The organism is Bhargavaea cecembensis DSE10 (assembly GCF_000348905.1).
GTDB lineage: Bacteria > Bacillota > Bacilli > Bacillales_A > Planococcaceae > Bhargavaea > Bhargavaea cecembensis.
In genome coordinates this window covers 36140-48982 of the sequence record NZ_AOFT01000009.1, presented here as the reverse complement: position 1 = coordinate 48982, position 12843 = coordinate 36140, and the positions used below count along the sequence as shown (strand labels likewise).

Here is a 12843-nt window from a genome sequence, read left to right as displayed (position 1 = left end):
CAGGCGGAGCTCGGTGCCGGTCCGCGGTAAGCGATCAGAGTCCGTGCCGTTTTGCACTATGATTCGTTTGTAATCCGGGTTTTTGGGGCAGTTATCCTTCCAGTGCCTGCAACAGATCTTCCTTAAGGTCTTCTACGTGCTCGATTCCGACCGAAACACGCAACAGATTATCAGGAGCAACCGCATGGACGCCTTCAAGCGAAGCCCTGTGCTCGATCAGGCTGTGAGTTCCGCCAAGGCTTGTGGCCCGTATAAACAGTTTCGCTTTTGCAGTGACCGCCATGGCCGCTTCCTGTCCGCCTTTTACCTGGAAGGACAGCATACCGCCAAAGGAGCTCATCTGCTTTGCCGCAACCTGGTGTCCGGGATGTTCAGGAAGTCCGGGATAATGGACGGCTTCCACATTCGGGTGCTGTTTCAGGAAATCTGCAATTGCCGAAGCGTTTGAACAGTGGGTCGCCATGCGCAGGGGAAGTGTTTGAACGCCACGCAGGGCAAGCCAGCAGTCGAATGGGGAAGGAACGGCCCCTTTTGCCTGTTGGGCAGCCTTTAATCTGGCAAGCATCGGGCTATCTGTTTTTGCGATGACAGCCCCGAGGAGCAGATCGCTGTGCCCGCCGATATACTTGGTCACTGAGTGTAATGAAAAATCCGCACCGAGGCTGAGAGGTTTCTGAAGAACCGGGGTTGCCCATGTATTATCGACAACAGAATATGCACCGGCATCGCTGGCCAGCTTTGCCACTGCCTGGATATCAGTCACTTTCAGCTGTGGATTGGAAGGGGACTCCATCCAGACGAGCCCGGTTGGTGCCGCATTGATGGCTTCCTCCACTTTGGTGAGATCGGTCATGTCTACAAACACGGCATCGTAGTTGGTTCCGATATCCGTATCTGTAAGGAGGGAACGGATGCCATGGTACATATCATCGGGCATCACCACGCGTCGTGGTTTATCGGCAGGCAGTGACTCAATCAGGGAAGAAATCGCCGCCATTCCGGATCCGAACGTGACAGTATCGAATCCCTCTTCGAGCGATGTGAGGCAGTCTTCCAAAGCCCTGCGATTCGGGTTATTAATCCGGCTGTAGATATATTCATTCGGATAAGATCCGTCTCCCGCCCGTTCGTATGTTGAAGAGAGATGGATCGGCATGGTGACCGCACTTGTTGATGGATCAATCGAACGTCCGGCGTGGATGGCCTTTGTTTCTAAACGCATATAAATGCCCCGCTTTCCATGGTTATGTATGAAGGTTTTCTGTGTTGGCCCAACTACCTTCCCAACACCATTTTACACGAATTTCATGCAAGTCCGACTTTATAATAATTGATGCCTTCTGTCAGAGCACCGTTATGGTCATGGGAAGCCGTGGATGATACATTCACCTTTAAGAAGTTAAAGAAGGGGTTTAAACAACCAATATGGACATTCTGCGCGTCACACGGAAAATCCGCCAGTTTTTTGTGGACTGGCCGATCCGGGAAGATACAGTGCTGCAAGAGCGATATCAAGTGTCTGATGTGATCGGAGCGGGCAGTTACGGCATTATTTATCTTTGTACGGATCTGCGAACCAAAGAAAAGACGGTTGTAAAGCAGCTGCGGCCGAGCAGGCGGTACAGCAAAAAAGAAATTGCCATGTTCAGGAAGGAAATGGCGATCATGAAAAAGCTGGATCATCCGAATCTGCCGGTGTTCATCGACGATTTTTCGGATGATGACCAGCACCTTTATTATGCGATGACGTTTATTGAAGCAGATAACCTGGAAGAGCAGATTTTTTCCGGGCAACAATCGTTCGATGAGGAAGCGTCCTTGCAGATTCTATACCGTCTTCTTAAAATCGTCGAATATCTTCATGGGAAGGGGATCTATCATCAGGACCTGCGGATCCCGAACATTTTAATCAGCCATGGCGATCTTTATCTGATCGATTTTGGGCTTTCAGTCTGTGAAAACGAGGCTGTAAAGCCGGCCGGCCAATGCGGAAAACATAACAGCATCGAACAGCTCAGGCTTCAGGATTACTACGATCTGGGGGAGATTCTGCTTTATCTGCTCTACACCACTTACACACCGAAAAACAAAAAAGCTCTTCCCTGGACAGAAGAGCTGAGTTTAAATAATCAAACCGTCCATCTGCTGAAACGGCTGCTGGGCATCATGGAGCCTTACGGAAAAATCAGTGAAATCGCCGCTGATCTGCAAGATGCAGTTTCGAGTATCAGGACCATAAGTTAGCTGCTGCTCCGTCCGCGCCTTTTGTAGTATTTGCTTCCGTTTAGCGGGGAACGGTTGTATCTCCGGCTGCTTGAGCTCCCGCGACGATCATGATGTCTGCGGGAGCTGCTTCCGCGTGACAGGTTTTTCAGCTGTTTCATGATTTTTTTTAGCATGTCAGGCCTCTTTTCCTGTTTGAAATGGTGTTCAGTATAACATGATGGGAAAATGATGTGGTGTCATGGCTTTTCGTCATAGTTTTCCCATCTTGATCTATAACTACGCGGAAAGAAAGGAATTTAGCATTCGAACAAACCTTCCGGGAGTGGCAATCCGCCTCTCCCGGAAGGTTTTTCGGTCATTCTGCTTTTCTGATGTCCAGTGCTTCCGCCAGCAGTGCGATTCCCTTCATGCGGTTTTCAGCACCATAGACATTGGGGACGATCGTCACTTCATCCGCATGATAAGTACTGGCAGTTTTTTTGATCTCTTCTGCTACATGTACGGGTGTTCCGATAAACATGCGTTTCCTGTTGTGCCGGATCTTTTCCCTCTCCAGTGCACTAAATCCTCGCGCCAATGCTGTTTCCACAGCCGGATAATAAGGCGGGGGACTGGAGGACTCCACAGACAGCAGCCAAAGATCAAATGCCTTGGCCAGTGACTCCGCCTTTTCTGCGGTCTCTGCTACGACCGCGAAAACGGAAATCATGACCTTTGGACTGCTGAGAAGGGGAGAGGGGTTGAAATGATTCCTGTAGTGACTTACCGCTTCAAGTCCGCCCTCAGGCTTTCCGAGGTGCGCAAAAGCATATGCCATGCCCTGACCGGCAGCGATTGCTGCACTGCCCTGGCCGGTTCCGAGAAGCCACATCTCCGGAACGGTTTCGATGACCGGCATGGCAGTAAGGTCCTTAAAGCGGTGATTGGCTTTCGGTTCCGAAAGAAAATGGCGAATATCCTCAATCTGCTGCTCATAAGATAAGCGTTTTCCTTTTGATTCATTCATGGCCCGGTTGACGAGCCGGTAGCTGGGTGATCGGCCGATTCCAAGGTCGATCCGGTTCGGGTGCAATGCTTCCAGGACACGGAAATTCTCGGCGACTTTATATGGGCTGTAGTGGGGAAGCATGACACCGCCGGAGCCGATCCGGATGTGTTCTGTTGAATCGGCAAGATGCATCATCAGCATTTCAGGACTGCTGCCGGCAATGGAGCGCACATGATGATGCTCGGACACCCAGAATCGTTTGTAGCCCATCTTTTCCGCCCCTTTGGCCAGCTCTGTTGTATGGAGAAGTGCATGGCGCGCATCCGATCCTTCATCGATGGGGGAATAGTCAAGGATGTTGTAGGTGACCAATCGTCATTTCTCCTTTTTTCTCAATCACTTCGATTTCACTTTACCACAGGGTACGGCCACTGGACCGGATGACAGTTTCAAATAATAAGGCTTGAGGAAAAGGGAACAGAAGCATAAATATCGAAATGAATGATGGAAATCAGGAAATATCAGGAGGGGTCGGAATATGTACAAGGAAGCGCTGGTGACGATTGAATCGGCTTTTCCGCTGAGCGGAACATTGACCATGCCGGAAGAAAAACAGGACACTTATCCGGCTGTGCTCATCATCGCCGGTTCCGGCAAGGGGGATCGTGACGGCAACCTCAAGAACCTGCAGATGAATGTCTATAAAGAGCTGGCGGAATTCCTGGCAACACAAGGGTACATGACGCTCCGCTATGACAAACGCGGCACTTACAAAAGCAAGGGTTCATTCAATGAAGCCGGCCTTTCCGACCTGATTGATGATGCCGTCGAGGGGGTGCGCTTCCTGAAGCGGCATCCAAATGCTGACCCGGAACGGATCCTCATTCTGGGTCATAGCGAGGGTGCCATGATTGCGCCGGCTGTCCATAACCTGGAGCCGGTGGACGGAATGATTCTTCTGGCCGGGGCAGCAGAGCCGTCCGCAGACCTCATGCCGAGACAGAATGAGATGGCTTATGAGGAGATGAATGAGACGGAAGGACTGAAAGGCTGGATTTTCAGGACATTCAAGGTGACAGACCGTGCAAGGAAGCAAAACGAACAGATCTTCAGCAAAGTGGCGAACTCCGACAAGCCGGTTATGAGAGTGAAGGGAATCAGGTTGAACGCAAAATGGCTACGGGAGACATTGGACTACAATGTCGTGGAATACCTTACGCGTGCGGATTGTCCCGTCCTTGCAGTGACCGGCAGCAAGGACCTCCAGGTACCGCCTGAACATGCCCGGCTCATCGCGGAAACGGTTCCTGGCGAGTCTGAATGGCACATCATTCCTGACATGAATCATCTGCTGAAAGAGTATGAAGGCGAGCATACGATGCTGGGGCTCCTGAAGGAATATAAGTCCATTGCCGATAGTCCGCTGTCCCCGGGGCTGACTGCCATCATTGGGGATTGGCTGGCAAAGAAACGATCGGTGCAACCGGGGTAAAGACAGCGGGCCGGAACCATTCCGGACCGCTGTTCTTTCATGTAAATGGTAAAATGGGAACAACAATCGGGAGGGGTTGAGTGACAATCGCATCCATCATTGAATTTCAGAACGTGACCAAACAATACGGGGACGGCACAAAAGCCGTAGATTCCCTTAATCTAGAGATAAAAAAAGGTGAGTTCATCGTCCTGATCGGGCCGAGCGGATGCGGAAAGACGACGACCCTCAAGATGATCAACCGTTTGATCGAACCGACAGCCGGATCCATCCTGATCAACGGAAAAAATGCCGTTCGTTATGATGTTGACCGGTTGCGTTGGAACATCGGCTATGTTCTGCAGCAGATCGCCCTCTTTCCGCATATGACTGTCGAAGAAAACATCAGGGTGGTCCCGGATATGAAACGGACGGAAAAGGGGACGATCAAACAGCGCGTACATGAACTTTTGGAACAGGTCGGTCTGGATCCGGCCGTTTTTGCACACAGAAAGCCATCCGAATTATCCGGAGGCCAGCAACAGCGTGTCGGGGTCATCCGGGCATTGGCGGCAGATCCGGAAATCCTGCTGATGGACGAGCCGTTCAGTGCGCTGGATCCTGTGGCAAGGGAAAAACTCCAGGATGACATGCTGCATCTGAAAAGGTCATTCGGCAAGACCACCGTGTTTGTCACCCATGACATGGGCGAAGCGCTGAAATTGGCCGACCGGATCTGCTTGATGCGTGATGGAAAGATCGTTCAGGCCGGAACGCCCGATGAACTGAGGAGGAATCCATCCGGAGAGTTTGTCCGGGAGTTCATCGGGAGCAGAAAAGACCATCTGCAAGATGTTCTGGATCTGAGACATTGGGTTTCCGGCTCTCCTTACATAACTCCGAAACCGCAGACCGTTCTTACCGCGGATATCCGTGCGGACCGCCTCGTCAGCGTGATGGCCGATCATGAAGCAGTTGGCGTGGAAGACGGAGGCGAGCTGATCGGCATGATAGATCGGGCCGCGGCTTTCCGCCTTCTTGCTGCCGGAAGGAAAGGGGCCGGTCAACATGACTGAGTTTTTATCCGTCTTCGACCAGCGGAAAAGCGACTTATGGACCGCGCTGCTGGAGCACATCGAGATATCCTTTATCGCTTTACTGTTTGCAGTCCTGATCGCGTTGCCGGCCGGTATCTGGCTGACCGGAAGAAGGAAACTGGCTGAAGGAATCCTCGTAGCTGCCTCAGTGATCCAGACCATCCCGTCTCTTGCCCTTCTCGGATTATTGATCCCTCTCGTGGGCATCGGGCGAATACCGGCCGTCATCGCACTGACGGCTTATGCACTGCTGCCCATACTCAGAAACACCTATACCGGAATCCGGGAGATCGATCCGTCCCTGATCGAAGCGGCAAAAGCGATGGGCATGAATACCCGCAGGCGACTCCTGAAGGTGGAGCTGCCCCTTGCCATGCCGGTCATCATGGCAGGCATCCGGACATCCACCGTCCTCATCATCGGAACGGCGACGCTTGCGGCACTGATCGGCGCAGGGGGGCTCGGTGACCTGATCCTCCTCGGTATCGACCGGAACAACACATCCCTGATCGTACTCGGTGCAATTCCGGCAGCAATGTTAGCCATCGTCTTTGACCTGATCCTGAAGAAATTCGAGGACATGCCATTCAGGAAAAGTGTGTTTGCAATTACAGGGATTTTCGCGCTTGCGGCACTTGTGCTGGCAGTGCCCCTGTTCAACAAGGGAGATGAAAAACTGGTCATCGGCGGAAAGCTCGGTTCAGAACCGGAAATTCTGATCAATATGTACAAAATCCTGATCGAAGAAAAAACCGATCTGGTGGTTGAGCTAAAGCCGGGGCTTGGAAAGACAAGTTTTGTTTTTAATGCACTCCGTTCGGGCGAGATCGATATCTATCCCGAATTCACCGGAACGGCAATTTCCGAATTCCTGAAGGAGACCGCAGAAAGTACGGATAGCCGGGCAGTCTACGAGCAGGCCCGCGACGGCCTGTCGGAACAATTTGGCATGGCCTTGCTGGCCCCGATGCAATACAACAATACCTATACGCTTGCCGTACCGGAAACTTTTGCGGAGGAAAACGGCTTGAATACCATCTCCGACCTGAAAAAAATCGAAAGTCAGGTCCGTGCCGGATTCACGCTGGAATTCTCAGATCGGGAAGACGGCTATCTCGGCATCCAATCCCTATACGGTATTGAGTTTCCCGAAATTGTCACGATGGAGCCAAAGCTCAGGTACACGGCAATTGAATCAGGGGACATCAATCTGGTCGATGCGTATTCAACGGACAGCGAAATCGAACGGTACAACCTGAAAGTGCTGCAGGATGACCGGCAGCTGTTTCCGCCTTATCAGGGAGCCCCGCTTATGCAGGAGGAAACTGCTGAAGACTACCCCGAAATTGTACGGGCGCTGAATGTGCTGTCCGGCAAAATCTCAGACGATGAAATGCGCGAAATGAATTATCGGGTCAATGTTGACGGAGTTCCTGCAGAAGATGTTGCCAGAGACTTTCTCGAATCGGCAAAGCTTATAGAATACCAGTGAGCCTGATCCTGTGTCCGATTTTGCGGCACGGGATCAGGTTTTCCCTATTTGAAACCATTTCCGGCTCCATACGTAGACTCAAGGCAGGATAAACAAATCGTCTAAGGAGAGGACATCGATGAAAAAAGCGGAGGAAACCATACTGGAGACAGTTCCGGAAGGCTCATCGATCTATGAGCTCGTCAGGACCGGGTTTGCAGAGAAAAAGTTCAGGCTGCTGGATATGCTGTTTGATGAAACGCTGACATTGAATCGGGCAGTGGGCCAACTGAAAGACAAGGAGACATACTTTCTCGTGACCAGCGGAAACCATGCCGAGCTCGTCACGGTCAGCGGGGATTCCATCTCAGAAAGGGAAGACGCAACAGCTGAAGCTGCCGGGAAAAAAACCTTCGCCCTTGGCGGCTATAGATATAAGCGCTACCGGAAAATCCGCTAACCATTCAATGTTCTTCGGCTCCCGGTTTAGTACCGGCCCAACACAGGGGATAGAATCGTAGCAGGATAGAAGGTGGGATGTGTGTGTTCATCAATCATCGGAACTGGGAGGTTCCTGACCCCGATCAGCCATTATGGAGGTATGTGGATTTCACAAAGTTCGTGGATCTTCTGATCAACCGTTCCCTGTTCTTCAGCCGCATCGACCGCTTTGATGACCCATTTGAAGGAAACCCGGTTTCGGGTTTTCTCGAGTCGGCCAGGCGACGGGGAGACTGGAGGGGCATCGAAGAATTCTACGAGCAGAAAAAAATGCTGAAAGGTCTCCGGAAATACAGTTTTGTAAACAGCTGGCATATGAATGACTACGAATCGGTCGCCATGTGGAACCTCTATTTGCAGAGCGATGAGGGGATTGCCATCAGGACGACATACCGGCGGCTGCAGGATGCGTTTCTGGATAATCGGGATGTGACAGCAGGGGTTGTGAAATATGTTGATTTCAATGAGGTTGAATACAGCAGTGATCACCTGAGTGATTATCTTTTCCTGAAGCGGAAATCATTCGAGTTCGAGAATGAACTGAGGCTGTTTCTTCTCTATGACGACATTCCGGATCCTGAGGAACTAAAGACCATCGTGCGCGGGCCATATGAATACGGAACCAATATCGGTGTAGATTTATCCGTTCTGATCGAATCGGTCTATCTTTCACCGACTTCGCCGGAGTGGTTTGAAGATCTGGTCAGGGGCCTGCTGGCCAAATTCACCGATCTCGATTTGCCGGTCTGCAAGTCGGAACTAGGCAAGCTGCCCAGATAATAATGAGCTGCCGGTAAGCGGTGCTCCGCGCGGAAATCCAAATTTTTCAGGGATAAAATAAAACTGCAGACAAACGAGTAATCCACTCACTTTGTCTGCAGTCTGAGCAGCCGTCAGTGGCTGCTTTTTGTGTTCTGATGCAATGACAGTCCGTATTGCGGGTAAAAAAGAATTCATCATCAGGTTGCACCATAAGCATCGGACTGACATAATGTATATATGAGCACATAATCATATAGTGGGTTCGGGAGGAGATTTTATGGGCCATCATCATCACGGTCATTCTCACAGTCATGCGTCATCCAATAAAAAAGCATTGTTCTGGGCGTTTATACTGATCACTGCGTTTATGGCTGTTGAATTCATCGGCGGATTCCTCACGAATAGCCTGGCGCTGTTATCCGATGCGGGCCATATGCTGAGCGATTCGGCGGCACTGGGTCTCAGCTTTGTCGCCATTCTGCTTGGTGCCAGAAAGGCGACAGGAGTGAAGTCGTTCGGTTACCGCCGGTTTGAAATCCTGGCGGCCGCTGTCAACGGCATTGCACTAATTGTGATCGCGGCGGTGATTATGTTTGAAGCGGTGCGCCGTTTCATGGCCCCGCCGGAGGTGCAGAGCACCGGCATGCTGATCATTGCCGTCATCGGATTGCTCGTTAATATTGCCGCAGCCATCATTCTTATGCGGGGTGAGAAGGATGACAATCTGAATGTGCGGAGCGCATTTCTGCATGTAATCGGCGACATGCTTGGCTCTGTAGGCGCGATCGCGGCAGCCATCCTGATGATTCTCTTCGGATGGTGGATTGCCGACCCGATTGCCAGCATCATCGTCTCGGTCCTTGTGCTGGTGAGCGGCTGGAGAGTGACGAAGGATGCCGCCAATGTCCTGATGGAATCGTCACCTGATGGAATCGACCCCGAAGAAATCCGGAAGTCCCTTGAACAACTGGATGAAGTGACCGATGTCCATGACCTTCATGTCTGGTCGATTACGCCTGATGAGCCTCTCCTCAGCTGCCATATGACCATCCATGACCACGGGAATCCGGACCGGATACTCCACAACGCCCACCGGATCCTTCACGACCGGTTCTCGATCGAACACAGCACCATCCAGCTTGAGACTGACGGAGGCGGCTGCCCAAGCCCTCATGGAACGTGTAACTGAAAAAGGTGATCCGCTGGCTGACTGCGGATCACCTTTTTCGCTATTCCTTAAATTGGGCAATATAGTCCTCGTATCCGTCCATCCATTCCAGCTGCGGCCAATCGCCGGTCGGGTGATTGCGCTCGTTCTGCTGGCGCTCACCGGGAGTGGACCGGCCTTTCTTCACATATTCCTCGAGATCGTTCATCAGAGAGTCGATGATATCGGGATGCTGGTCGATGACATTATGAAGTTCCTCGACGTCCCGGCTGAGGTCGAACAGTTCGGAAGGCTTGAATGAAACATCCGGGCCAATATCGTCCATGCTTCCTCCATCGGTAACAAGATTCAGTTTCCAGTGGCCTCTCCTTATGGAAAGTCCTCCGTTGCCCGAAGAGTGGACGATATCATTGCGGACGGGCTCGTCCCGGCCCTTCCAGATCGGAAGATTGGATACCGAGTCTTCCGCTTCATGGTCCTCAAGTTCTGCACCGGTCAGCTCGGCCAGTGTGCGGTACAGATCCGACAGGCTCACCATATGGTTGGAGGAGGAACCGCTCCTGATCACTCGGGGATAAGAAATGATGGTCGGCTCCCGGTGCCCGCCCTCCCAAATGTCCGACTTTTTCCCCCGGAAATGATAACTCGGATTGTGTCCCATCTTGAGCAGATGGGAAAAGTCCGCAACCCCGGATGCACCGTTATCGCTCGTGAAAATAAAAATGGTGTCTTCAAAAATCCCTTTCTCCCTTAGTTTATCGATGATCTGGCCGACGTAGGCATCCAGCTGGAGAACCCAGTCTCCGTAACCACCGATGCCCGACAGGCCCTGGAATTCCGGAAGCGGCAGGATGGGACCGTGGACCAGATGGACAGGGTAGTAGAGGAAGAACGGCCGGTCACTGTCTGAAAACTGGTCGATCAGCTCCAACACTTTGTTTTGCATGTCGGCCGGTACCTCTTCGTGTACGAAATGAGGTGCCTTTACTCCAACCTGCCATGCTGTCTGCTGGCTGGCTCCAAGCCGGTCGAGTCCCGGCACACCTGTGATTTCAGCTGGTTCTTCGAGCACCCTGTCATTTTCAATATAGACAAAAGGAGGCTGATCAAGCGAAGCCGGCGTTCCATAGAAGTAGTCGAAGCCCATCTGGAGGGGTCCATGGGTAATGGGCTTCGAATAGTCGATGTCCAGCCCTTCCAAGTCGATCAGCCCGACACTCGGGTCAAAGATGCCATCACGTCCCATCCGGGTCCCGGGAACATGAAACTCCTCGGCATCCAGGCCGAATTTTTCAAAGTCATACCCGCCCTTAAGTTGCCAGCCGAGCCCGAGATGCCATTTGCCGACTGCAGCCGTCTGATACCCCTGTTCCTGCAGCATCTGGGCCATCGTCCTTCTATCCTCTTCGACCACCGGTTCGGAGTCACCGGGGCAGACGAAACTTTTCAGCCGTGAGCGCCAATTATATCTTCCGGTTAGCAGGCCATACCTCGACGGAGTGCAAAGTGCCGATGTTGCATGAGAATCCGTAAACCGCATGCCGGCATCCGCCAGGGCATCGATGTTTTCTGTACGGATTTTGGAATCGGGGTTAAAGGAGGAAACGTCTCCATATCCCAAGTCGTCCGCGAGAATCAGCACCACGTTCGGTTTTTTCTGTTCCAATTGAATCACCTCGACTGTATCTTTCCCTGTTTGGGCGGAAGGACAAACAGGGAAGGCTACGGAAAAGAGAGGAAAAGGAGTGAACGTGATGAAAAATCCGGAAGCGGGTTGCTGCCCGCCTGGCCGAAACAGTCATGTACGGGAAGAAGCCCTTTACTTTAAAGAACAGTTCGGAAAGTCCCGTATTCAAGAGGAAATGATCTACATACCGGGCGGCTCATTCCGTATGGGGGCCGAAGATAGGGAGAGTTTTCTGCAAGACGGGGAGGGGCCAGTCAGAGAAGTCACGGTGGATCCGTTTTTGATCGATCCAGTTGCTGTTACGAATGAATCATTCTGCGAATTTGTCAGGCAGACCGGCTACATCACGGATGCTGAACAGTTCGGGTGGTCGTTTGTCTTTCATCTGCTGGTCAGTGACAGGACTGCCGAAACGGTGACGGGAAGTGTCCCGCAGGCGCCATGGTGGCTTGCGGTTCCGGGAGCTGACTGGCGGCATCCGGAAGGCCCGGACTCGGGAATAGATAATCGGATGAATCATCCAGCGGTCCATGTTTCCTACCGGGATGCATTGGCCTACTGCAATTGGGCCGGCAAACGCCTGCCGACCGAGGCGGAATGGGAGTTTGCCGCAAGAGGGGGCCTTGAGTCCAAAAAATATCCGTGGGGAGATGAGCTTATGCCGGATGGAAAGCATGAATGTAATATTTGGCAGGGAGAATTTCCGTTGAACAACACAGCGTCTGACGGATTTACCGGAACGGCTCCCGTGCAATCTTATTCACCAAACGGATACGGCCTCTATAATATGTCCGGCAATGTATGGGAGTGGTGTTCGGACTGGTTCACAGAACGCCGGGCCGGAAACCAGAATCCCGGGGGTCCGGAAAAGGGAATGGCGAAGGTGACGAAGGGCGGATCTTATCTTTGCCATGATTCATACTGTAACCGTTACCGGGTCGCCGCCCGATCGTCGAACACGCCTGATAGTTCGACAGGAAATACCGGCTTCCGCTGTGTGGCTGATCCCGCACAGAACCGGCTCGCTTCCGATGCGGGAATCTGACATATGCAGCCAGGTACAGATCAAAACAGGTGATCCGCGGGGGGGTGCGGATCACCTGTTTAATGATGTCTTGCGTGGCCAATTGCCTGCCGGAGAAGGTCCACGACATGTTCGTCATCGATGGAATAGTGCAGGGAAGTCCCCTCTCTGCGGTACTTTACGAGCCGGAGATTCTTCAGGAAGCGCAGCTGGTGGGAAACGGTACTCTGGAGCAGGGATAGCCGGGCAGCGATTTCATTGACCGGGTACTCGTGCTCCGAAAGAAGATTCAGGATCCGCAGCCTGGTCGGATCCGACAGTGCCTTGAACGTCTGGGAGACGATAAAAAGAGTCTCCTCGTCCAGCTCATTTTCATCATATGGCGTGATATTCGTCTCGTCCTGCATGTCGCTGCCTCCTTGTTGCCTCCATTATAACAAAAGATAAA

12 protein-coding genes are annotated in these 12843 nt (G+C 52.2%); 8 read left to right on the top strand and 4 right to left on the bottom strand.

Features of this window, described 5'->3' with window-relative positions; all coding sequences use genetic code 11:
• Positions 1-91: 91 nt before the first annotated feature.
• A complete protein-coding gene (locus C772_RS09715; protein WP_008299599.1) occupies positions 92-1222 on the bottom strand; it encodes a trans-sulfuration enzyme family protein in 1131 nt (376 codons plus the stop codon).
• A 203-nt stretch (positions 1223-1425) separates the two neighbouring features.
• Between C772_RS09715 and C772_RS09710 the strand changes: the two genes are divergently transcribed.
• Complete coding sequence (locus tag C772_RS09710; RefSeq protein ID WP_008299597.1) at positions 1426-2244, top strand: serine/threonine protein kinase; 819 nt, start codon at positions 1426-1428, stop codon at positions 2242-2244.
• A gap of 337 nt (positions 2245-2581) precedes the next feature.
• Here the strand turns inward: C772_RS09710 and C772_RS09705 are convergent, their stop codons facing one another.
• Positions 2582-3586 carry an LLM class flavin-dependent oxidoreductase gene (locus C772_RS09705; RefSeq protein ID WP_008299595.1) on the bottom strand — a complete coding sequence of 335 codons (1005 nt, stop codon included), beginning with the start codon at positions 3584-3586 and terminating at the stop codon, positions 2582-2584.
• Between the two features lie 166 nt (positions 3587-3752).
• Here C772_RS09705 and C772_RS09700 point away from each other — a divergent pair, with 166 nt between their 5' ends.
• The 6 genes from C772_RS09700 (at position 3753) to C772_RS09675 (ending at position 9705) form a co-directional block, all read left to right on the top strand.
• Positions 3753-4706, top strand: coding sequence for an alpha/beta hydrolase family protein (locus tag C772_RS09700; RefSeq protein WP_008299593.1), 954 nt, complete (start codon positions 3753-3755; stop codon positions 4704-4706).
• A gap of 95 nt (positions 4707-4801) precedes the next feature.
• Positions 4802-5761 carry an ABC transporter ATP-binding protein gene (locus C772_RS09695; protein ID WP_035002065.1) on the top strand — a complete coding sequence of 320 codons (960 nt, stop codon included), beginning with the start codon at positions 4802-4804 and terminating at the stop codon, positions 5759-5761.
• Positions 5754-7274 (top strand): osmoprotectant update ABC transporter permease/substrate-binding subunit OpuFB, encoded by a 1521-nt coding sequence (gene opuFB / locus C772_RS09690; protein ID WP_008299591.1) that lies wholly within the window; start codon positions 5754-5756, stop codon positions 7272-7274. The genes C772_RS09695 and opuFB overlap by 8 nt, the downstream gene beginning before the upstream one ends.
• 118 nt (positions 7275-7392) lie before the next feature.
• Positions 7393-7713, top strand: coding sequence for a hypothetical protein (locus tag C772_RS09685; protein ID WP_008299590.1), 321 nt, complete (start codon positions 7393-7395; stop codon positions 7711-7713).
• Between the two features lie 83 nt (positions 7714-7796).
• Positions 7797-8534, top strand: a complete 738-nt coding sequence (locus tag C772_RS09680) for a hypothetical protein (protein WP_152419757.1) — start codon at positions 7797-7799, stop codon at positions 8532-8534.
• Positions 8535-8793: 259 nt separating this feature from the next.
• Entirely contained in the window at positions 8794-9705 is a 912-nt protein-coding gene (locus C772_RS09675) for a cation diffusion facilitator family transporter (protein ID WP_008299588.1), read from the top strand.
• A gap of 40 nt (positions 9706-9745) precedes the next feature.
• Here the strand turns inward: C772_RS09675 and C772_RS09670 are convergent, their stop codons facing one another.
• Complete coding sequence (locus C772_RS09670; protein ID WP_008299587.1) at positions 9746-11350, bottom strand: sulfatase family protein; 1605 nt, start codon at positions 11348-11350, stop codon at positions 9746-9748.
• Between the two features lie 88 nt (positions 11351-11438).
• Here C772_RS09670 and C772_RS09665 point away from each other — a divergent pair, with 88 nt between their 5' ends.
• Entirely contained in the window at positions 11439-12416 is a 978-nt protein-coding gene (locus tag C772_RS09665; protein ID WP_008299586.1) for a formylglycine-generating enzyme family protein, read from the top strand.
• 59 nt (positions 12417-12475) lie between these two features.
• Here the strand turns inward: C772_RS09665 and C772_RS09660 are convergent, their stop codons facing one another.
• Positions 12476-12802: an ArsR/SmtB family transcription factor gene (locus tag C772_RS09660; protein ID WP_008299585.1), complete on the bottom strand. Its 327-nt coding sequence runs from the start codon at positions 12800-12802 to the stop codon at positions 12476-12478.
• Positions 12803-12843 lie beyond the last annotated feature (41 nt).

What these genes read in the sequence shown, in the direction of transcription:
- C772_RS09700 (WP_008299593.1), top strand. Translation starts at nt 3,753, where the DNA reads ATGTACAAGGAAGCGCTGGTGACGATTGAATCGGCTTTTCCGCTGAGC.
- C772_RS09685 (WP_008299590.1), top strand. Translation starts at nt 7,393, where the DNA reads ATGAAAAAAGCGGAGGAAACCATACTGGAGACAGTTCCGGAAGGCTCA.
- opuFB (WP_008299591.1), top strand. Translation starts at nt 5,754, where the DNA reads ATGACTGAGTTTTTATCCGTCTTCGACCAGCGGAAAAGCGACTTATGG.
- C772_RS09715 (WP_008299599.1), bottom strand. Translation starts at nt 1,222, where the DNA reads ATGCGTTTAGAAACAAAGGCCATCCACGCCGGACGTTCGATTGATCCA.
- C772_RS09710 (WP_008299597.1), top strand. Translation starts at nt 1,426, where the DNA reads ATGGACATTCTGCGCGTCACACGGAAAATCCGCCAGTTTTTTGTGGAC.
- C772_RS09660 (WP_008299585.1), bottom strand. Translation starts at nt 12,802, where the DNA reads ATGCAGGACGAGACGAATATCACGCCATATGATGAAAATGAGCTGGAC.
- C772_RS09675 (WP_008299588.1), top strand. Translation starts at nt 8,794, where the DNA reads ATGGGCCATCATCATCACGGTCATTCTCACAGTCATGCGTCATCCAAT.
- C772_RS09665 (WP_008299586.1), top strand. Translation starts at nt 11,439, where the DNA reads ATGAAAAATCCGGAAGCGGGTTGCTGCCCGCCTGGCCGAAACAGTCAT.